The sequence below is a fragment of the Nitrosospira sp. TNL200 genome (assembly GCF_055386305.1).
Genome location: NZ_AP041003.1, coordinates 2455897 through 2476406 on the forward strand (window position 1 = coordinate 2455897; position 20510 = coordinate 2476406).

A 20510-nucleotide genomic window follows, 5' to 3' on the forward strand; every position below is an offset into this window, starting at 1 on the left:
TACGCTGTCAGATCCTCGGCGTTATTCCATTTGGGAACCAGGATTCTCGTTATCGTCGCGGGCGGAATGCCCGAGCGCTCGATCAGCGCCTGCGGCGCAACCACAAGGGCATACAACGCCGGCAAAACTGCTCCCCAATATATCGCGAGCGTCTGGTTCAGCGAGAATGAAGCATAAATGGCAAGGGCATTGATGATGAGCAGCATGGGCGCTATTCATGAAGCCGGGGAAGACCAGCGCCAATGGCGTATTTCCGGCATATCCTCCCCATGGTGCACGATATACTGCTTGTGCTCCGTCAGCTTGTCGCGCATTTTCTGCTTGAGGCCGGCCGCCCTGTAGCCGAGCTTCGGCACGCGATCAACCACATCCATTACCAGATGGAAGCGATCGAGGTCATTGAGCACGGTCATGTCGAACGGCGTGGTCGTGGTGCCCTCTTCCTTGTAGCCGCGCACGTGGAGATTCTCATGGTTGGTGCGCCGGTATGTCAGGCGATGGATAAGCCAGGGATACCCGTGGTAAGCGAAGATGATGGGCTTGCTTGGAGTAAAAAGCGTATCGAAGTCGCGATCGGATAACCCGTGGGGATGCTCCTCCCTGGGCTGCAATGTCATCAGATCGACGACGTTGATCACGCGCATTTTGATCTCGGGCGCATGACGCCGCAATATGTCCACGGCAGCCAGCATTTCGAGCGTCGGCACGTCACCCGCGCACGCGAGCACTACGTCGGTATCGCCATCCTGATCGTTGCTCGCCCAGTCCCAGATGCCAATGCCGGCAGTGCTGTGCTTGATTGCCGCGTCCATGTCGAGCCACTGCAGGGCCGGTTGCTTCCCCGCCACGATGACATTGATGAAATTTCGGGAACGCAGGCATTTGTCGGTGATAAAGAGCAATGTGTTGGCGTCGGGCGGCAGATAAACCCGAATGATGTCGGCTTTCTTGTTTACCACCAGATCGATAAAACCGGGATCCTGGTGCGAAAAACCGTTGTGGTCCTGGCGCCATACATGCGATGTCAGCAGGTAATTCAGCGATGCGATCGGACTGCGCCACGGGATCTCCCTTGTGGTGACCTTGAGCCACTTGGCATGCTGGTTCAGCATCGAATCGACGATATGGATAAATGCTTCGTAGCATGAAAAGAGCCCATGGCGCCCCGTAAGCAGATATCCTTCCAGCCAGCCCTGGCATGTGTGCTCGGAAAGTATTTCCATCACCCTTCCGTCCGCAGCCAGGTGCTCATCCTCGGGCAATATCGGCGCCAGCCAGGTTCGGCCCGTTACTTCGAACAAGGCATCGAGCCGGTTGGAGCTGGTTTCATCCGGCCCCATTACGCGGAAATTCCTGCTGTCATGATTGAGCTTCATGACGTCCCGCAGCAGTTTTCCCATTTCCCTTGTGGCTTCCCCCAGCGTAACCCCCGGTTCGGGCACAGCAACCGCGTAGTCCCTGAAATCCGGCATCTCCAGATCCTTGAGCAGCCGCCCGCCATTGGCATGGGGGTTGGCTCCCATGCGGCGATCCCCTTCAGGCGCAAGGTTCGCCAGTTCCGGCAACAGCCCCCCTTCCGCATCGAACAGCTCTTCCGGTTTGTAACTTCTCATCCAGTTTTCCAGCAGCCTCAGGTGCTCCGGTTTTGAACCGATCCCGGCAAGCGGTACCTGGTGAGAGCGCCAGTAATCCTCGATTTTCTTTCCATCCACTTCCTCGGGCCCGGTCCAGCCCTTGGGGCTGCGCAGCACGACCACGGGCCATCGCGGGTAGGTCCCGGCGCTGCCGGTTGCGCTCGCATCCGGCGCCACAGCCCGGGCTGCCCTCTGGATCGCCTGGATCCTGCCAATCACGCTATCCAGCGTGGCGGCCATTTTCTGGTGCATGAATCCGGGATCGGCGCCTTCGACAAAATAGGGCTCATAGCCATATCCCCTGAGCAGGTCTTCCAGCTCTTCATGGCTGATGCGGGCAAGCACCGTCGGACCCGCGATCTTGTAGCCGTTCAGGTGCAGGATTGGCAGCACCGCCCCATCCTGGGCAGGATTGAGAAACTTGTTTGAATGCCAGGAGGCCGCAAGCGGCCCGGTCTCCGCTTCTCCATCTCCAATTATGCAGGCGACGATAAGATCAGGGTTATCGAAAGCGGCGCCAAAAGCATGTGATAGCGCATAACCCAGCTCTCCGCCTTCATGAATCGAACCCGGCGTTTCCGGCGCCACGTGGCTGGGTATTCCACCGGGAAACGAGAACTGCTTGAACAGCCGCTGCATCCCGATTGCATCCCGCGAAACATAAGGATAGAACTCGCTATAAGTCCCCTCCAGCCAGGTGTTGGCAACCATTGCCGGACCGCCATGGCCGGGGCCGGCGATATAAATCATGCTCAGGGCATTTTTTTTGATGATCCGGTTGAGATGAGCATAGATGAAGTTGAGTCCCGGGGTCGTTCCCCAATGCCCCAGCAGGCGAGGCTTGACATCATCGAGCGTGAGCGGCCTCCTGAGCAGCGGATTGTCGAGCAAATAAATCTGGCCTACGGAGAGATAATTCGCTGCCCGCCAATAACGCTGAATCCGGTTCAGTTCATCCGGGGAAAGCGGCAGCTCGTTTTCAGCCAGCAATGGGGTATCCTTCATCCGATCCTCCAAAAATCCTGGTCTCCACTGTTTGTGTTTGCATCAGGGCTACCGCTTCGCGCGCCAGAAGTTCGGCCTCATCAACCGGTATAACCCAAACTTCGATACCGGCGGCAGCGGTGCTGACACGCGAGGGTCCTTGCACGCACCTGTTTTTTTCATGGTCGATCCCGATCCCGCACCATTCCATGCCGCTGAGAATTCGTTCGCGGATGGCAGGCAGGTTCTCCCCCACGCCGCCGCCAAAAATTACCGCATTTGCGCCTCCTAATACTGCAAGGTATGCGCCAAGGTATTTGCGCGCGCGATAGCAGTAGATCTCCACCGCCAGGCGTGCAAGCTCATCCTGGGACTCGAGCAGTTCCCGCATATCGGCACTCGTTTCGGAAATGCCCAGCAGGCCGGACTGCTCGTTCAGCATCCGGTCCAGTTGCGCCACCGTAAGACCTTCCTGCCGCTGGAGAAATGCGATGAGTCCGGGGTCGATATCTCCCGAACGCGTCGCCATCATCAATCCTTCCAGGGGCGAAAACCCCATGGACGTATCGCGCGGCAGACCTTTATCGATCGCGGCAATCGAACAACCGGAGCCAAGCTGCATGGAGACAACTCTCCCTCCGCCCCCTATCTCCGGCCGTAGCAACTGCCATTTCTGCCACATGGCCTGGTGCGCCAGTCCGTGGAAGCCATAGCGGCGCACCCGATATTTTTGCGACAAAACATGTGGAATGGGATAGATCTTCGCCACCGGGGGCAGGTTGGCGAAGAAGGCCGTGTCAAATACGGCGACCTGGTGAATATCTCCACCCAGTATCTCACGGACCGCACGTATCCATTGCAGTGAAACGGGGTTATGCAAGGGTGCGAGATGGGTCAGCCGGTCAATTTCGGCTTCGACTTTCCGGTCGAGCAAGCGGGAGGTATTGAGTGTTTCCCCGCCATGGACCACACGGTGCGCGGAAACATCCACATGCGCGATTCCATGAGTCTGCATGAACGTGGCAAGCACATCCTTCGCAGACAAAGCACGGGCGCCAAACCCATAGCGCTCGTTCGCCAGCATGGAAACCACATCATCCTCGCGCGCGAATGCCGCAAGGCGCACGGATGAGCTGCCGGTATTGACAGTCAGAATGATCTCGGATGCGCTGCTGGAAGGATCTGGCATTGGCGTTCTTTCAGATTATCGCGCTGCCATTGTCACCGCTATAGATGACAGCGCTAGTGTGGTGAATCGTAAATCCATTGCATAAAAAGCCCGTGCCATTCCGGGCGCCGCAATCCAGCGCTTTTTCAGGTTACTGGATTGCGGTCTTCGCGGAAATGATCCAGGTATTTATTCGACGTATTTCCGGTTCAGGATACTAATGCTTCCCATTGTCGATACTGCGGACAAATGGACTCGAATCGCAGATTTTATAAGCGCACCGCGAAAATAGACGCGCTTTCGTGCCGGGTCTGTACGTTGCCGATCATAGGCGTAGCCATCCGTCTATCTCTGGCATCAGAAAAAAGATTTTTCTATCCCCCGAAATCATGACCGGCGCCGTAGTACTTGACATGCGCCTGGCGCCGACAATCGCCATAAAGCCTATACTACCCTATGGACACCCTATGGAAATTCTTGAAAAACCGTCTTCAGGCGATGCTGGAAGAAAAGAGGCCCATCCACTTTTTTACATCCGCTTTTTTACGTTTGCCCGATCGATAAACGACAAGACCCAGCTGGAGGCAGAATGTTTTTTGAAGATCGTATGGCGGCAGCCAGACAGCTTGCCGCAGCGCTATCCGAATACCGGGGCAGGCAGCCGCTGGTTCTCGCGATTCCCAGGGGCGCGGTACCCATGGCCAAGGTCATCGCCGACGAGCTGGACGGCGATCTGGACGTGGTGCTCGTGCATAAATTGCGCGCTCCCCACCACCCCGAGTTCGCCATCGGTTCCGTGGACGAAAGCGGCCGGATTTATCTCGCGGATTACGCCTCCAGCGTTGGCGCGACCCAGCGATATATCGATGCCGAAGTTTCCGCCCAGCTTGACGTGATGCGTCAGCGTCGCGCCCAGTATACACCCGTGCGGCCGCCGATCAACCCGGCTTCCCGCGTGGTTATCGTGGTGGATGACGGACTCGCAACCGGCTCAACCATGATCTCGGCACTGCATTCCATCAGAGCAAAAAATCCGGGGGAACTGGTCTGCGCCGTACCGGTTGCCTCGTCCGACGCGCTGAAAAAAGTCGGCGCTGATGCGGACCGCGTGGTGTGTCTCTCGGTTCCAGCCCACTTCCAGGCGGTAGGACAATTTTACGGGGAATTTCCCCAGGTGGACGATGAAGAAGTTGTCGCCATTCTTGCCGGTTCCGCCCGACCACAAGCCGGTTAGGTTTACTTTTTACTAATGGGAAAATCTGTCGTTAACAGGATTACGTCCCGGCGGTTTTTCCGCTGTACTCATTCAAACGACTCTCGTGCTCCCGGTCCGAACCCAGTCCGAAACGGTGCAAAGCGGTACAATAGGCTTTTCGGCTTCAGAAACCCGGAGAAATCCGGGAAAACCGATAAAGCTTATCGCCATGAAAAATTTCACTATTTTTACGATTTAATGTTGATGCCTCCAGAAACCCGGAATACCCACCCGGAACCTGCTCCTGCTCGCCCACGCGGTATAGCGCGCATCAGTCATGCTGGAACTGCGGAATATCGATAAAGCCTACGCCGGCGGGCGGCAAGTACTGGCCGGCTTATCCTACCTGCTTCGGCAGGGCGAATATGTGGCGATAATGGGCGAATCCGGCGTGGGCAAATCGACACTGCTGAACCTGATTGCGGGCCTCGATTCACCCGATCGCGGTGAAATTCTGATTAACGGCACCGCTATTTCCTCGTTGAGCGACGACGCCGCGACCAGGCTCAGGCGCAAGGAATTTGGTTTCGTATTCCAGGCGTTTCACATCCTGCCGCATTTGACGCTGCGCCAGAATGTCGCCCTGCCCTTGCTGCTGAACAACGCCGCCACGCAACACGCGGAAAAACGCGCTGAACAGATGTTGGGCGCCGTGGGATTGCCGGACAGGGCCGATGATTTTCCCCGGCAGTTGTCCGGTGGAGAACTGCAGCGCGTTGCCATCGCCCGCGCCCTGGTGCATCGCCCCGCATTGATTCTGGCGGACGAGCCGACCGGCAATCTCGACCCTGACACAGCGCATGAGATCCTTATGCTGATGCGGGAAGAAATCAGGGAAAATGGCGCCTCCGGCATCCTCGTCACGCATTCGCACGCAGCGGCGGCCACTGCCGACCGGACGCTGCTGCTGACGAAAGAAGGACTCAGTCCCGCAGCACGGCAGATGCAATGACAACCACACGAAACAGGATGACGGCCTCGTCACGCAGAAGTGTCCTGGGTTTCTGGCTGTTATCGGGCGAATGGCGGGCTCATCGGCTGCAAATAGCCGTAACCATCTGCGCGATCGCTCTCGGGGTGGCACTCGGGTTTGCCGTGCATCTGATCAACACGGCGGCTTTCAACGAATTCTCCGCGGCTGCCCGCAGCCTTTCCGGCCAATCCGACCTGCAAGTGCGCGGAGTCCAGCCCACGTTCGACGAATCCCTCTATCCGCGTCTGGCCCAACGGTCCGGGGTCGAGCTCGCCAATCCGATATTGGAACTCGACGTTGCCATCCCCGGCAATTCGGGTGAGCGCAAAAATGCTACGCTGAAGATACTCGGACTGGATATTTTTCGGGCTGCGGCCATCTCTCCCGATGTGATTGGCATTCCAGACGAAGACAGGCTGTTCGATATGCTGGAGGATGATGCCATTTTTCTTTCCCCGGCGGCAATGGAATGGCTGAAAGTGAAGCGAGGGGATCGGCTGCAATTGCGCATGGGAACGCAAGCCGTCAGGCTTCGGGTCGCCGGCGGCCTGGTGCGGACACGGGCAGGACAGAGACTGGGTGTAATGGATATCGGCGCGACGCAATGGCGCTTCCAGCGCCTGAGCCAGTTATCGCGGATCGAACTTAAACTGGTCCGTGGTATCGACCACGACCGTTTCAAGACTGCGCTCGCGCGGGACCTGGGCGCGCGATACCTCGTTACCGAAACCGCGGACCAGGAAGTGCGCGTCGCAAACATGTCGCGCGCCTACCGGGTCAACCTCAACATGCTGGCTCTGGTGGCGCTGTTCACCGGCGCATTCCTCGTTTTTTCCACGCAGGCGCTGTCAATCGTACGGCGCCGAAGCCAGTTTGCGCTGCTGCGGGTGATCGGATGGACGCAACAGCAGCTACTGGGGCAGATCCTGCTGGAAGGCGCCGTCCTGGGATCCCTGGGATCCCTGCTCGGCCTCGGGCTGGGCTATCTGGCCGCCGCCGGATCGATCCATTTTTTCGGCGGCGACCTGGGAAGCGGATTTTTCTCCGGCGTAAAACCCCGATTGCATTTTGATCCGCTTGCGGCCGCCATCTTTTTCCTGCTGGGACTTACCGTCACCTTGCTTGGAAGCGCCGCTCCCGCCAGGGAAGCGGCGAAGGCAAAGCCGGCTCTTGCGCTCAAGGCAGGCAGCGAGGATATGGCGCTCTCCCGGCTTGCCAATCCGTGGCCAGCCCTCCTCTGCCTGGCATCAGGGGCCTTGTTCGCAGGAATGCCGCCGGTTTTTGAATTACCGGTGTTCGGTTATCTCACCATAGCGCTGCTATTGATTGGCGGCATCGCGCTCATGCCGCGCCTTTCCGCATCGATTTTTTCCATGCTGCTTTCCATGATGCGCCACATGTCAGGGACGCTACCCGCGCTCGCCCTGGCACGGCTGGCGAATGCGCCGAACCAGGCCGCCATCGCCCTGGGAGGCGTGGTGTCCAGCTTCAGCCTGGTGGTCGCCATGGCCATCATGGTCGCCAGCTTTCGCGTATCGGTCGACGATTGGCTAAGGCATATCCTCCCAGCGGATTTATACGTTCAAACCGCGGCGGCAGGCGATGCGCGCGGCCTTTACCCGGAAGAAATGAAGTCGATCGCAGCCGCCCCCGGCGTATCGCGCATCGATTTCTTTCGTTCATCCCAGATCATGCTCGACCCGGCGCGGCCCGCCGTGGCCTTAACGGCTCGCCCTATCGACATAACCGACCCTGCGAGCATATTGCCGCTGACTGCCGATGTGATGGAGCCTTCCCTGCTCCCGGAGGACGCGATTCCCATATGGGTATCGGAAGCGATGGTGGACTTGTATGGATTCAAGGCCGGAACGCGGGTAGATCTGCCCCTGGGGACCCCGGGACCAGCTCCATCATCGGGCCGCATCCCACCCGCCTTTGTCGTTGCTGGTGTGTGGCGCGACTATGGGAGGCAGTTCGGCGCCATACAGATGCGGCTTTCGGACTATCGCGCGCTGACGGGAGACCAGAAAGTCAACGACGCCGCGCTGTGGCTGGAATCCGGAGTCAAGCCGGAGCAGGTAATCACCTGGTTGAAACGCCTTTCCTTCGGGGAAGCGCTGGAGTTTTCCACACCTGGCGAAATACGCGCGTTGAGCCTGAATATTTTCGACCGCAGCTTCGCCGTGACCTATCTCCTGGAAGGGGTAGCGATCATCATCGGGCTGTCGGGAGTGGCCGCGAGCTTCTCCGCACAAACGCTGGCACGGGCCAGGGAATTTGGCATCTTGCGCCATATAGGCATGACGCGGGGTCAAATTCTCGGTATGCTGGGTATGGAGGGCGCCTGCCTTACCGCCCTCGGCATCATGTTCGGATCGATGATCGGCTGGTGCATCAGCCTGATCCTGGTGTTCATAGTGAATCCGCAATCGTTCCACTGGACGATGCAGATGAGCTTGCCGTGGAAGGGGCTGGGGGCGGTCGCCCTGACATTGCTGGCCCTGGCGTCGCTGACGGCCTTGATGTCCGGCCGGCATGCGGTTTCCGGCAAGGCGGTGCGTGCAGTAAGGGAGGATTGGTAATGCCATCACCAGATTGTACATTGATTTCCAATAGCCATCTTGGACGCGCAGGCCGGAAACATGCGGCTGGAAGAAAGGTGTTCCTGCCGCTGTCTCTGTCACTGGCTTTCATTGCCGCTGCGTGCGCCGCATCGCCGGATGAGCCATCTCGCGTCCTGCCGAAGTTTTCTGCCGTCGTGCCAGGGGTCGCCCTGTCATTTCCTCGCGATTTTGGCGCTCACCCCACCTTTCGAACCGAATGGTGGTACGTGACGGGGTGGCTGGAAACGCCGGAGAAAAAACCGCTTGGATTCCAGGTCACGTTTTTTCGCGCAGCCACCGGCCTCGACACGAGCAACCCCAGCCGTTTTGCACCGAATCAGCTCATCATTGCCCATGCGGCTCTATCCGACCCCGCGGTCGGGAAACTCCAGCATGACCAGAAAAGCGCCCGCGACGGATTTGGCCTGGCTTATACCAAGGTCGGCAATACGGACGTAAGGCTGGACGACTGGACGATGCTGCGCGAAGAAAACGGCCGCTACCAGACCAGCATAAGCTCCCGGGACTTCTCGCTGCACCTTTCGCTCACGCCCACGCAACCACCGATGAAGCAGGGAGAAAACGGTTTTTCCCGCAAAGGACCACAACCGGAACAGGCAAGCTACTACTATAGCGAACCCCACCTCGAGGTGGCGGGGACGATCGTGCGCGACGGCAAATCCATTGCCGTCAACGGCAGTGCGTGGCTCGACCACGAGTGGTCCACCGCCTATCTCGACCCGGATGCGGACGGATGGGATTGGGTTGGAGTCAATCTCGATGACGGATCGGCCCTGATGGCTTTTCAGATTCGTGGCAAGGACGGCTGCAAGATATGGGCTTACGCCGGCCTACGCGATCAATCCGGAAAAATGACGCTTTTCACGCCGCAGGAGGTGAACTTCGAACCGCAGCGCACCTGGCGTTCACCGCGAACGGGCGCCACCTATCCCGTGGCGATGCGAATCAGAACCGGCGCGACAGAATGGCTGCTCACCCCATTGCAGGACGATCAGGAACTCGATTCGCGCGAATCCGTCGGCGCAGTTTACTGGGAGGGGGCGGTAACGGTGACCCGCGATGGGGCGCCTGCGGGACGCGGCTATTTTGAAATGACCGGTTATGTGAAGCCGCTCAAGCTATGAAGGATGAATATCGGCTCGTGAATTACAAGGCTATGAATGCAATTTGTCGGAGAACATAGGTGCCGCGACGCCACGAGCGATTGACTCGATCAGAACATGTATTTCCATTCCCCTTTTTGCCCGGCACAACCCGGCTTCGATCCCGAAACTCATCCGGCGTCCTCATGACTCTTCCATTTCGCATAACACTCCAATCCACAAAAATGCAGCACATAATCGACTGCTTCTTCGCTTAACACCTCTGATACCGGAATTTCCTTGAAACACACGATGCAGGGGATCATCTCGGGATCGGATGGCTGCTCCGGCTCACGCATTCCAAACCTCCTCTTTTTTCAGCTTTTGCTGTCACTTGCCGTTCCAGGAAACGTAAGCCAGGGTGGAATGTTCCGCCAGCCCGGCCACCTGTACGGCCATTGTCTCAAGCGATGGAACGAGGAGCGCGGGATAGATGCCCAATCCTATCAGCAACCCTGTCAGTGCAGCCAGCGTGATGCTTTCCGCCAGGGAAGCCGGCACCGGAGGTGATATTTCTTTGCCATGGTCTGCGTTCGAGTCGCTCGAGAACATCGCGGCAATGATCCGCAGGTAATAATACAGGCTGATCGCGCTGCCAACCACCAGGACGATGACCGGCAGCCATAATGAAGCGCTGATTGCGGCCGCCAGCACGTAAAACTTGCCGATGAAACCCATGGTCAGCGGAATGCCCGCAAGCGACAACAGCATGGCAGTGAATACTCCGGCCAGCCATGGCCTGTGCCAGAACAGACCGGCATAATCAGCGAGCGAACCGCTGTCCTGTTCCGGAACCCCTCGGGACAATACGGTAACCACACCAAAAGCGCCCAGCATGGTTACAAAATAAGCGGCGAGATAATAAGCCACCGCCTCAGCCGCCATTGCGCCGAATGCCAGAAAGCCGACCAGCAGATAGCCAAGCTGGGCAATTGAGGAATAGGCAAGAAGCCGCTTGATGTTATCCTGTAACAGGGCGAGCAGGTTGCCAACCAGAATCGTCGTGACGGCAACCAGGCTCAGTGCGAATGTGATCGGCTGCAACTGGTGCGCGCCTGCCATGAGGAAATAGCGCAGCAGCAGGGCAAGCATGGCGCCCTTTGAAACAGTGGCGATAAATGCGGTAATCGGCGCAGGCGCACCCTCATATACATCCGGGGTCCACATGTGAAAGGGCACCAGCGCCAGCTTGAATGCGACACCGGAGACAATCAGCGCGAGCCCTGCCAGTCCGTAGAGCTCCAGCGCCTGATGCGGGGCAGCAAGCATTGTTCCGATTTTCGCAAACTGCATCGTTCCGAGCTGTGCGTAGACCAGCGCCATGCCAAACAAAAGCAATCCGGATGAGAGCCCGGCGAGGATCAGGTATTTGATTCCCGCTTCGAGAGGCCGCTCCGTGAAGCGCGGATAGGCGATCAATGCAAACAGTGAAATGCTGAGCAATTCCAGACCCAGCAGAAACGAGGTAAAATGGCTGCTCGCCACCAGAATTCCGCCTCCGAGCGCAGCCAGCAGCAGCAGGATGTAAAGCGCTTCATGGCGGCTTTCAGAGCCGCCGAAGTAGCGATAGCACAGTACTGCGACGACAAAGGTTGCGGCAAAGATGAGCCCGATAAAAAACAGCGCATAGGTATCGAGGATCAGCAGAGCCGTGATCTGGCGTGACCCGATGCCCTGGGGCAGAAACAGTGATGCAAATGACAGAACCAGCCCCGCGAGCGTCAACATCATGACCGGTCGGGGATGACGGCAAAAGGCTGCGGCCAGCATCACCACTATCGCAGACCCGGAAAGGAGGATGAGCGGGGATAGGGCCATGAAGTCCGGGTGTAGCGCGGAGGGTGGCGGGTTCATTCCGCGTTCCCCTCGCGATCAGCGACAGCAATCGCAGGCGGACGGCTTGCTATGTCCGGCGCGGCATCGAGTACCGGTTGAGGGTACAGCCCCAGCCATAGCGTAATGGCCGCCATTGAATACAAGGTCGCCATTTCTCGGCCCGACAGATCAGGTAGTTGCCAATCATGCTTATTCTCACCATAAAAGGTTTTCTGCACCAGCGCAAGCGCATACACGACACTGGCGACAAATGCCACCGCCGCGACGGACGCCAGTACGCTGTTGACGCGGTATAATCCCATCAATATCAGGAATTCCCCGACGAAATTACCCATTCCCGGCAGCCCAAGCGTGGCAATGGCAAAAAACAGTCCCATTGCCGCCAGGCGCGGCATGACGCTCCACAGGCCTTCAAAGCGACGCATGTCGCGTGTGTGGGTCCGATCCTGCAAAATGCCTGCGATTACAAACAGCGCTCCCGTGCTGATGCCGTGCGCGATCATCTGCATCACGGCTCCTCCAAGCGACCAGGGATTCCAGGCGAATATCCCGAGCACCACAAAGCCCAGGTGACTCACGCTGGTGTAGGCCACCAGGCGTTTCAAATCCGTCTGGGCGAACGCCAGGAAAGCGCCGTAGAGAACTCCGGTTGCTCCCAACGTGATCGCCACCGGCGCAAATTGCAGCGCGGCATCGGGGAATAGCGGGACAACGAAGCGCAGCAGTCCGTACGCGCCGGTTTTCAGCAATACCCCTGCAAGAATTACGCTTCCCGCTGTCGGCGCCTCGGTATGTGCGTCCGGCAGCCAGGTATGAAATGGCACGATGGGCGTCTTGACTGCAAAAGCAATGAAAAAGCCGAGCATGATCCACAGTCCGGTGGAGGGAGCCATTGCCGTATTCAATAGCTCGAAATAATCGAATGTCAGGACTCCAGTACCGCGGTAATGGACGAATACCAGCGCAAGAATTGCCACCAGCATGAACAGGCCGCTCCCCTCGGCGAAAATGAAGAACTTGATCGATGCATACCGCCGATTCTCGTGACCCCAGATCGCAATCAGGAAATACATCGGCACCAGCATCAGCTCCCAGAAGAAGAAAAACAGAAACAGGTCCAGCGCAAGGAATACGCCGATTGCCCCTGCCAGAGTCCATAGCAGGTTGAAGTAAAAGAACCCGGCACGCTCCTGGATTTCCGTCCAGGAACATGCCACTGAGACTATCCCCAGAAAAGCGGTCAGCATGACCAGGATGAGGCTTGTTTCATCCATGGCCAGATGAAAGCTCACTCCGAAACGCGGTATCCACTCCGCCTTGATCTCGGCAAACCATCCCCCGTGAGCGGAAAGAGCCATGGCGCTGGCAGACTGCAGCCAAAGCCATATCGTCAAAACCAGTTCGATGCCCACCGTAGCCAGCGCGACCCACTTTGCAGAGCCCGGATACCACCGATTCGCCATCCATGCCAGCACACCGCCGGCTACAAGGATGAAAATTAAGGCGGAGAGAATCATGCGAATATCCCGATGAATAGAATACCGATCGACCCGGTGGCGATCGCCGCCGCGTAGCGGCGCACCTGTCCGCTTTGCGTTGCACTCAAGGCGCGATGGAGAAACAGACAAAGCCCGGCCAGGCCATTGTAGATAGTGTTGATCACGTCGTGAGGATCGACCTTCTGCAGCCACCTGAGCATGCATGAAAGCGCCATCTTGTAGATATTGTCGATCACGTCACGCCGATCCGCGTGCGCAAGCCAGAGATAGGGCCGCACGAACAGGAACTCATAGAAACGGTCGAAACCCCAGCCAGACTGCCAGAATTCCCGGATTCTTGCGAATGCCGGGATCAGCATCATTCCCTGGAGAAAGGCGGGATATCTCAAAAACAACAGGTACGCCAATGCGATGCCGCCAAGAGAGGCAGCAATTGCGAGCAGCTCCAGTATGGTTTCGTCATTTTTTTCGTCATGAACGGCCTGAGCCGGTGGCAAGGCATGCTGAACAAAGCTGGAAAACAGCGTTAAATTGCCGAGAAAAGGTGGAGTTTCAATCAATCCGCCAACCAGAGAGAATGCGGCAAGCACTATAAGCGGTAGAGTTATGCGCAGCCCTGGCCGTGCGGTTCCGGGAGGCATAGCAGTCCTCGCTTCGCCAAAAAAGACGAGAAACACCACGCGAAAGATATAAAGGCCAGTCAATATTGCACCCCCCCACCCCGCGGCCCATAACCATGGATTTCCTCCTGCTGACGACCAGGCCCGCCAGAGAATCAGGTCCTTGCTGTAGAAGCCTGCAGTAACAAGTGGCAGCGCCGCGAGCGATGCGCTGCCAATCAGAAAAGTCCAGAATGCGATGGGAAGTTTTTTCCTCAGTGCGCCCATCCGGAAGATATTGTGTTCCTCGTGCAGGCTCATGATGACCACGCCCGCGCTCAGGAACAGCAAGGCCTTGAAGAAAGCGTGCGTCATCAGGTGAAAAATGGCCGCTGACCATGCGCCTACTCCAAGGGCCAGGAACATATAACCAATCTGGCTGATGGTCGAATAGGCCAGCACCCGCTTGATGTCGGTTTGAACGAGCGCGCTGAATCCCGCCAGCAACAGGGTAAGGGCGCCGATCACCGCTACCGCATGCTGCGCCACTGGCGCGAGCGTAAAGAGCACATGCGTGCGGGCAATCAGATAAACGCCTGCCGTTACCATGGTTGCAGCATGCATCAGCGCGCTCACCGGCGTAGGCCCGGCCATTGCATCGGGCAGCCAGGTCTGTAATGGAAGCTGCGCGGATTTGCCCACCGCACCGGCAAGCAGAAGTGCCGCGGTAAGAATGGCGAGTCCTTCCCCCTCCGGCCATTGCTGGCCGGCAGACTGCATCAGCGGCTGGATATCGAGGGTTCCCAGATGGGTGAATAGCAAGAAAAGGCCGATCGCCATGGCGGTATCGCCGATCCGGGTTACGATAAACGCTTTGCGCGCGGCGCGTCCGTTGGCAGGATCCCGATACCAGAATCCGATCAGCAGATAGCTGCAAAGCCCCACCCCTTCCCAACCCAGATAAAGAAACAGGAGATTGTCGGCAAGTATCAAGATGCACATCGAACCGACGAAGAGATTCATATAGGCGAAAAAGCGCGCATAGTCCTCATCGCCGCTCATGAATTCCGTGGAATAAAGGTGTATCAGAAAACTGATGAGAGTCACCACCAGGACCATCACCAGTGATAATGCGTCAAGATAAAAGCCGATCCCTGGCGAGAAACCGGCCACGGCGATCCAGCTCCATGCTTCCTGCCGGAAAACAAAGCCCGGCGGTGGCGCAGCGATGAAATCCATCCCGATCAGGATGGCAATGAGTGCCGAGAGAGCCGTCGAGCTCGTCCCAATTACCGCAATGCTGCGATGCCCCAGATATCTTTCTCCGAGTGCCAGCACCAGGAAACCGGCCAGAGGCAGCGTGGGAATGAGCCAGAGGAGGGACAGCATATTATCTTAAACCCGGCAGTTGATCGCTCATTTTCAGTTACCACCCTGATCTGCAAAGCTCTTAAGACACTTGACCCTCACCTTTTTGTGAGTTCGCTACAGGGCAGATTATGCTTTTTTGAGGTACCTGACTGCGTTGCAACTCCTTGGAATGGAACAGCCATTCCCGCGTCGTTGCGCCTTGCCCTGCAACCCCAAAAAACATACTCCCTCCCTGTCCAACCGCCGGGTTTGGGATCATCCCTGCATCTTGCTCACCGCGTCGGCATCCAGGGTCTGGAAGCGGCGATAGAGCAACAGCAGCAATGCGAGGCCGACCGAAACTTCCGCCGCTGCCACCGCAAGGATAAAGATGAGCATCACCTGCCCATCGGCCTGCTCCCAGCGTGCACCGGCAACCACAAAGGCAAGTCCGGCCGCATTAAAAATGATTTCGATCGACATCAGGATGAAAACGAGATTGCGCCGGGCCAGGATGCCGATCATTCCCAGCGCGAACAGGATTGCTGCAAGCACCAGCCCATGATGCATCGGGATCGCGGCAATGGCCTCAGCCGTTCTCATGGCCACGCTCTTCCTCGTGCCCGGTTTCGATGCCCGCCTGATTCCAGCCCAGGTGGCATGCTCCCACCAAACCCGCCAGGAGCAGCAGCGAAGCCAGCTCGACGCCGAGAAGATAGGGTCCGAAGAGAGCGATGCCGACCTCCTTCGCAGTCACCGCGGCCGTGCCCCAGGGCGTATCGCCGCCTTGCGCGAAAATATACGCCAGTTCGGCCAGCAGCAGGGCGGCCAGAACGCCCGGACCCGTCCAGATGCCCGGATTCAGCCAGCCCTGCTCTCTCGCGGCGGCAGCCTTTCCCAGGTTGAGCATCATCATCACGAACACGAACAGCACCATGATCGCTCCGGCGTAGATGATGATTTCCAGCGCTGCCGCAAAGGGTGCGCCCAGCACGAAAAATACGATAGCCACCGCAAGCAGCGAAACGATCAGGTAGAGCAACGCATGCGTCGCGTTAGAAACCGTGATGACCATCAGCGTGGCGGCAATGGCAATCGCCGCTGACAGGTAGAACGTGATTTCCATGAACGCCTCCTCTACATCGGATACGGTTTCGGGATTCAGGGCAGCAGACTGTGCGGATCCACCGGGGGCTTTTCGTTCTCGGCTTCGCCCTTGTTCTTGCTCCCTATGGCGAGTCCCGCCACCCGATAGAAGTTATAGTCTGGATACTTGCCGGGTCCATCGATCAGCAGATCCTCTTTTTCGTACACCAGGTTTTTCCGGTCGTATTCGCCTATTTCGAAATCCGGGGTGAGCTGGATGGCATCGGTGGGACACGCTTCCTCGCAGTAGCCGCAAAAAATGCAGCGGGAAAAATTGATGCGAAAGAATTCCGGATAGCGCCGGCCATGCTCATCCTCCGTGGCCTGCAGGGCAATGCAATCGACCGGGCAGGCGGCCGCGCAGAGATAGCACGCCACGCAACGTTCCTCCCCGTCCGGATCGCGGCTCAGGATGATGCGGCCACGCCAGCGAGGCGGAATATCGGGCTTTTCGTCCGGGTACTGGATCGTCACTCTGCGCCGGAACATATGCAAAAAGATGATCCACATCGTCTTCAATGAATTCCACATGTCATTTCTCTCCCAAGCGGCAGGTCATCATGACTCCCATGCGAGCACGATCGCTCCCGTAAGCAGCAGATTGACCAGCGTCAGCGGCAGCATCACTTTCCAGCCATAGGCCATCAGCTGGTCGTAGCGCGGCCGCGGTAATGACGCCCGCAGCAGGATGAAACAACTGATGATGATGGAGGTCTTGAGAAGAAACCATATCAGCGGCGGCAATAACGGTCCCTGCCATCCACCGAAGAACAATGTCACCATCATCGCCGAAATGAGAATGATGCCGACATATTCGCCAATGAAAAACAGGCCGAATTTCATGCTGGAGTACTCGGTATGGAAGCCCGCTACCAGTTCATTCTCCGCTTCGGGCAGGTCAAAAGGCAGGCGCCGCGCCTCGGCGATTCCAGCGACGGCAAAGGTCATAAGGCCGAGGATTTGCGGAACGCAGAACCATAAATCTTCCTGCGCGGTCACGATGTCGTGCAGATTGAACGAACCAGCCAGCATGACGACGCCCATCAGCGAGAGCCCCATGAAAACCTCATAACTCAGCATCTGGGCCGCTGCACGGAAACTGCCCAGAAGCGAGTACTTGTCGTTGGATGCCCAGCCTCCCAGAACGATGCTGTACACCCCGAGCGAGGACATGGCGAGAAAAAACAGCAATCCGATATTCAAATCGGCTACGCCGATACCTGGCGCGATAGGCACGACGGCAAACGCGAACAGCGTGGTGGCAAAGATGATTGCCGGCGCCAGGACGAATACCGCCTTGTCGGCGAATGGCGGCACCCAGTCTTCCTTGGTGAGAAGCTTGATCGCATCGGCAACGACTTGAAGCACACCGAATGGCCCAACCCGGTTGGGGCCATAGCGATCCTGCCAGACCCCCAACAGCCGCCGCTCGATCCAGGACAGCAACGCCGCGAAACTGAACACGACGATCAGGATCACGATAATGTTGAGCCAGTTTCGCGCCAGCTCGTTCATGGTGCAGCGCCCTCCCCTATCTTTGTACTCTTCTTCGCTCCTGCCACCCTGCCCCATGCAGGCAGGATGATTCCGGCGAGATCCGGCAGGCCTGCGGGCAGCCCGGCCACGCCGCGCCGCAGCTCGGCCCTCAATTGCACGGGTATCTCATAATCCATTTCGTGATCCGCCCCGCCATTCCTGCTCAGTTGCAATAACACACTGGCTCCGGCAGCCAGACCCAGTTCCGCCGCATCCTCCGGGTTCAGCGCGAGATAGGGTGCTACAGCCAGCTCGGCGATAGCGGGTGCAAGCAAGCTCAACGCCTCCGAACCGAAGATATGATGCAGCGGCACCACCAGCCATTCTCCGGCACGACGGTCGAACACGGAAGGTACGTTGCGGAAATAGTCCATGCGACTGTTGGGTTTCGGCTCGATCAGGCGTGTGCCGGGATCGCCTCCGGCAAGCTGTCCACCCACCTCATCCTGAAACTTGTTGACCGCCTGCGCTGAGTTCCAGCCTGGCGCCCAGAAGCGGGGGATGAGCGCTGGCGGAGGACGTCCCGAATATCCTTCCATGGAAAATGAAAACGGCGCATCAGGGTCGTCTGGCGGTTCGGGCTCATGCACGCTGGCGTTGGCCGACATGGCCGTACGCCCGCTGTAGCGGTGCGGCTCGCGCGGGATTTTCTGTCCTTCCATCCGGAATTCCGAACCGGGCGCGGCGGACAAAATAGGCTCCAGTTCGGGAATATCCCTTGCGCAGGCTGCCATCACGTGATCCAGATTCACCCATGAAGCATCCTTGCTGCGCCCGGTCAGGGTCATGATGTCCTGCACCCAGCGCCAGCTTTCCCGGATATCGACTTGCGGAACGAATACCTGAAAAAAACGCTGAGCCCGGCCTTCGCTATTCACGAGGGTTCCATCGGCTTCGGCAAAAGTGCTGGCTGGCAGCACGACGTCGGCTTGCGTGCTGCTTTGGTGGGCGGTGTGATCGATGACCACGACGTGCCGGGCAGCGGCAAGGAACCGGCCGACTACGCCGGCATCCGCGTGCTGATAGAGGTCGTTCTCAAGAAGGATAACGGTTGTGGCAGGCATTTCAGCGCTACCGTCGATGCCATGCACGGGTTCGAACGCCGATTCGAAGCCAGGGGCTCCCATCATTGCCGCACCCAGGCTGTTGCACTCGCCAAGCGCAAAGCAAAGCTCCGCCGGGTGTCCCGTATGACATAGCGCCCATGCCACATTGGCTGCCGCCTCGATGACTCCGGCATTGCCGCAGCCCGTGCCGGAGATGACGAGAGGACGCTCCGCCGCTTTCAGCGCTTCCGAGATGGCATGGGCCAGCTTGCCTGTTTCACTCGGCAGATCGGGAACCGGCGGAGCATGGGAATCGAGCGCATGCGCCACGGCGAAACCAAGACGGGCGAGCTCATCGGGTGTGCCGTGAAAGGTCTGCGTGGCAATATCGTCGAGCCTGGTGCCGACGAGCGTGGCAATGAACAATGGGCCGCTTTTTCCCTGGGTTGCTTCGCGCACCGCATGATCATCCCAGTGTGGAATGTGCATTTTCCCGGCGATCCTGAGCGGCTGGCGACGTACCGATTGACGCAGCGCCAGCGCCAGCAGCGGCGCGGTGTTGGCTACATCCTCCCCCAATACCAGTACCGCGTCGGCGAGTTCCACCTCGCGCAGCGACGGCGAGCGCGCGGAACCCTGCCGTAAAATATCCAGTATGGAAGAAAGTAAATCATGGTCGCGCGCAGATATCCCGGCATAGAACCGTTCGGGTCCCACCAGTGTGCGTAACGCGAAATTGGCTTCGAGCGAGGCGCGTGGCGAACCAATGCCGATTACCTGGCTTCCCTTCGAGAACAGCTCGGCCAGGTGCTGAAGCACCTCGTCTTTGGTGGCGGATTGCAGCGGCGCATCCTTTTGTTTTCGAAATGCGGGCCGCCTGATTCTGTGCCGGCTGTTGACGAAGTCATACCCGTAGCGCCCGCGATCGCACAGGAAATAGCCGTTGACTGCACCATTGTAACGATTGCGAATGCGCCGCAATTTGCCATAACGCTCGCCGGGAATCGTGTTGCAACCCAGCGCGCAGTGCACGCATATCGAGGGCGCTGTCTGGAAATCCCACTTGCGGGTGTAATGCTGTTTCAGGGTCTTGTCGGTAAAAACACCGGTAGGGCAGACTTCCACCAGATTGCCGCTGAATTCGCTTTCGAGCGTACCATCCTGATGGCGGCCGAAGTAGACCTGGTTGCGCAGTGCCAGTGCCTCCAGGTCGCGCCCGCCGGCATAGTCGCGATAAAACCGTGTGCAGCGGTAGCATTGGATGCAGCGATTCATCTCATGATTGACCAGCGGCCCCAGGTCCTGGTTGTAAAATGTGCGCTTCCGCCCGCGGTAGCGGCGATAGGTATGGCCGGTCATGACTGTCATGTCCTGCAGGTGGCACTCGCCCCCTTCATCGCACACCGGACAATCGTGCGGATGATTGACCATCAGCCATTCGATCACACTGGCGCGGAATTCCCGCGCCTCGGGATCATCTATGGAAATGCGGGTTCCGTCCGTGGCCGGGGTCATGCATGCCATGACAATCTTGCCGCGCTTGTCCTCTTCGTCCTTGAATTGCTTGATCGCGCATTGCCGACAGGCGCCCACCGAACCCAGTGCAGGATGCCAGCAGAAATAAGGAAGGTCGAACCCCAGGGAAAGGCATTGCTGCAGCAGGTTTTCGCCATCCTTGACCGGATAGGGCCGGTTCTCGATATGAACGGTCGCCATCT

General features: G+C 58.2%; 15 protein-coding genes. 4 read left to right on the forward strand and 11 right to left on the reverse strand.

Going from position 1 to position 20510, the window contains the following annotated elements; genetic code table 11:
* Nucleotides 1–215: 215 nt before the first annotated feature.
* Nucleotides 216–2639 carry a phosphoketolase family protein gene (locus tag ACZ5CE_RS11125; RefSeq protein WP_464574980.1) on the reverse strand — a complete coding sequence of 808 codons (2424 nt, stop codon included), beginning with the start codon at nucleotides 2637–2639 and terminating at the stop codon, nucleotides 216–218.
* Nucleotides 2614–3807 carry an acetate/propionate family kinase gene (locus ACZ5CE_RS11130; protein ID WP_464574981.1) on the reverse strand — a complete coding sequence of 398 codons (1194 nt, stop codon included), beginning with the start codon at nucleotides 3805–3807 and terminating at the stop codon, nucleotides 2614–2616. Before ACZ5CE_RS11130 ends, ACZ5CE_RS11125 begins: the two co-directional genes overlap by 26 nt.
* A 568-nt stretch (nucleotides 3808–4375) precedes the next feature.
* Between ACZ5CE_RS11130 and ACZ5CE_RS11135 the strand changes: the two genes are divergently transcribed.
* The 4 genes from ACZ5CE_RS11135 (at nucleotide 4376) to ACZ5CE_RS11150 (ending at nucleotide 9762) form a co-directional block, all read left to right on the forward strand.
* Nucleotides 4376–5020 (forward strand): phosphoribosyltransferase, encoded by a 645-nt coding sequence (locus tag ACZ5CE_RS11135; RefSeq protein ID WP_464574982.1) that lies wholly within the window; start codon nucleotides 4376–4378, stop codon nucleotides 5018–5020.
* Nucleotides 5021–5318: 298 nt separating this feature from the next.
* The gene (locus ACZ5CE_RS11140) at nucleotides 5319–5993 is read left to right on the forward strand and encodes an ABC transporter ATP-binding protein (protein ID WP_464574983.1); all 675 of its coding nucleotides are present in this window, start codon (nucleotides 5319–5321) and stop codon (nucleotides 5991–5993) included.
* A complete protein-coding gene (locus ACZ5CE_RS11145) occupies nucleotides 5990–8596 on the forward strand; it encodes an ABC transporter permease (protein ID WP_464574984.1) in 2607 nt (868 codons plus the stop codon). Before ACZ5CE_RS11140 ends, ACZ5CE_RS11145 begins: the two co-directional genes overlap by 4 nt.
* Complete coding sequence (locus tag ACZ5CE_RS11150; protein ID WP_464574985.1) at nucleotides 8596–9762, forward strand: lipocalin-like domain-containing protein; 1167 nt, start codon at nucleotides 8596–8598, stop codon at nucleotides 9760–9762. Before ACZ5CE_RS11145 ends, ACZ5CE_RS11150 begins: the two co-directional genes overlap by 1 nt.
* A gap of 149 nt (nucleotides 9763–9911) precedes the next feature.
* On the opposite strand, the gene ACZ5CE_RS11155 is transcribed toward ACZ5CE_RS11150, so the two are convergent.
* The 9 genes from ACZ5CE_RS11155 to nuoG all read right to left on the reverse strand — a co-directional run bounded on the left by ACZ5CE_RS11155 (nucleotide 9912) and on the right by nuoG (nucleotide 20508).
* Nucleotides 9912–10079, reverse strand: a complete 168-nt coding sequence (locus ACZ5CE_RS11155; protein WP_464574986.1) for a DUF3330 domain-containing protein — start codon at nucleotides 10077–10079, stop codon at nucleotides 9912–9914.
* 31 nt (nucleotides 10080–10110) lie between these two features.
* Entirely contained in the window at nucleotides 10111–11634 is a 1524-nt protein-coding gene (locus ACZ5CE_RS11160; protein ID WP_464574987.1) for an NADH-quinone oxidoreductase subunit N, read from the reverse strand.
* Nucleotides 11631–13133, reverse strand: a complete 1503-nt coding sequence (nuoM, locus tag ACZ5CE_RS11165; RefSeq protein ID WP_464574988.1) for an NADH-quinone oxidoreductase subunit M — start codon at nucleotides 13131–13133, stop codon at nucleotides 11631–11633. The genes ACZ5CE_RS11160 and nuoM overlap by 4 nt, the downstream gene beginning before the upstream one ends.
* On the reverse strand, nucleotides 13130–15103 hold the full coding sequence (nuoL, locus tag ACZ5CE_RS11170; protein ID WP_464574989.1) for an NADH-quinone oxidoreductase subunit L: 1974 nt from the start codon (nucleotides 15101–15103) through the stop codon (nucleotides 13130–13132). The genes nuoM and nuoL overlap by 4 nt, the downstream gene beginning before the upstream one ends.
* A 237-nt stretch (nucleotides 15104–15340) precedes the next feature.
* Nucleotides 15341–15667: an NADH-quinone oxidoreductase subunit NuoK gene (gene nuoK / locus ACZ5CE_RS11175; protein WP_464574990.1), complete on the reverse strand. Its 327-nt coding sequence runs from the start codon at nucleotides 15665–15667 to the stop codon at nucleotides 15341–15343.
* Nucleotides 15654–16190, reverse strand: a complete 537-nt coding sequence (gene nuoJ / locus ACZ5CE_RS11180; RefSeq protein WP_464574991.1) for an NADH-quinone oxidoreductase subunit J — start codon at nucleotides 16188–16190, stop codon at nucleotides 15654–15656. Before nuoJ ends, nuoK begins: the two co-directional genes overlap by 14 nt.
* Nucleotides 16191–16225: 35 nt before the next feature.
* Nucleotides 16226–16741 carry an NADH-quinone oxidoreductase subunit NuoI gene (gene nuoI / locus ACZ5CE_RS11185; protein ID WP_464574992.1) on the reverse strand — a complete coding sequence of 172 codons (516 nt, stop codon included), beginning with the start codon at nucleotides 16739–16741 and terminating at the stop codon, nucleotides 16226–16228.
* 27 nt (nucleotides 16742–16768) lie between these two features.
* The gene (gene nuoH / locus ACZ5CE_RS11190) at nucleotides 16769–17725 is read right to left on the reverse strand and encodes an NADH-quinone oxidoreductase subunit NuoH (protein ID WP_464574993.1); all 957 of its coding nucleotides are present in this window, start codon (nucleotides 17723–17725) and stop codon (nucleotides 16769–16771) included.
* Nucleotides 17722–20508: an NADH-quinone oxidoreductase subunit NuoG gene (nuoG, locus tag ACZ5CE_RS11195; protein WP_464574994.1), complete on the reverse strand. Its 2787-nt coding sequence runs from the start codon at nucleotides 20506–20508 to the stop codon at nucleotides 17722–17724. Before nuoG ends, nuoH begins: the two co-directional genes overlap by 4 nt.
* Between the last annotated feature and the right edge of the window lie 2 nt (nucleotides 20509–20510).

What these genes read in the sequence shown, in the direction of transcription:
- ACZ5CE_RS11140 (WP_464574983.1), top strand. Translation starts at nt 5,319, where the DNA reads ATGCTGGAACTGCGGAATATCGATAAAGCCTACGCCGGCGGGCGGCAA.
- nuoG (WP_464574994.1), bottom strand. Translation starts at nt 20,508, where the DNA reads ATGGCGACCGTTCATATCGAGAACCGGCCCTATCCGGTCAAGGATGGC.
- ACZ5CE_RS11160 (WP_464574987.1), bottom strand. Translation starts at nt 11,634, where the DNA reads ATGAACCCGCCACCCTCCGCGCTACACCCGGACTTCATGGCCCTATCC.
- nuoM (WP_464574988.1), bottom strand. Translation starts at nt 13,133, where the DNA reads ATGATTCTCTCCGCCTTAATTTTCATCCTTGTAGCCGGCGGTGTGCTG.
- nuoK (WP_464574990.1), bottom strand. Translation starts at nt 15,667, where the DNA reads ATGAGAACGGCTGAGGCCATTGCCGCGATCCCGATGCATCATGGGCTG.
- ACZ5CE_RS11145 (WP_464574984.1), top strand. Translation starts at nt 5,990, where the DNA reads ATGACAACCACACGAAACAGGATGACGGCCTCGTCACGCAGAAGTGTC.
- nuoJ (WP_464574991.1), bottom strand. Translation starts at nt 16,190, where the DNA reads ATGGAAATCACGTTCTACCTGTCAGCGGCGATTGCCATTGCCGCCACG.
- nuoI (WP_464574992.1), bottom strand. Translation starts at nt 16,741, where the DNA reads ATGTGGAATTCATTGAAGACGATGTGGATCATCTTTTTGCATATGTTC.
- ACZ5CE_RS11135 (WP_464574982.1), top strand. Translation starts at nt 4,376, where the DNA reads ATGTTTTTTGAAGATCGTATGGCGGCAGCCAGACAGCTTGCCGCAGCG.
- nuoL (WP_464574989.1), bottom strand. Translation starts at nt 15,103, where the DNA reads ATGCTGTCCCTCCTCTGGCTCATTCCCACGCTGCCTCTGGCCGGTTTC.
- ACZ5CE_RS11130 (WP_464574981.1), bottom strand. Translation starts at nt 3,807, where the DNA reads ATGCCAGATCCTTCCAGCAGCGCATCCGAGATCATTCTGACTGTCAAT.
- ACZ5CE_RS11150 (WP_464574985.1), top strand. Translation starts at nt 8,596, where the DNA reads ATGCCATCACCAGATTGTACATTGATTTCCAATAGCCATCTTGGACGC.
- ACZ5CE_RS11125 (WP_464574980.1), bottom strand. Translation starts at nt 2,639, where the DNA reads ATGAAGGATACCCCATTGCTGGCTGAAAACGAGCTGCCGCTTTCCCCG.
- ACZ5CE_RS11155 (WP_464574986.1), bottom strand. Translation starts at nt 10,079, where the DNA reads ATGCGTGAGCCGGAGCAGCCATCCGATCCCGAGATGATCCCCTGCATC.
- nuoH (WP_464574993.1), bottom strand. Translation starts at nt 17,725, where the DNA reads ATGAACGAGCTGGCGCGAAACTGGCTCAACATTATCGTGATCCTGATC.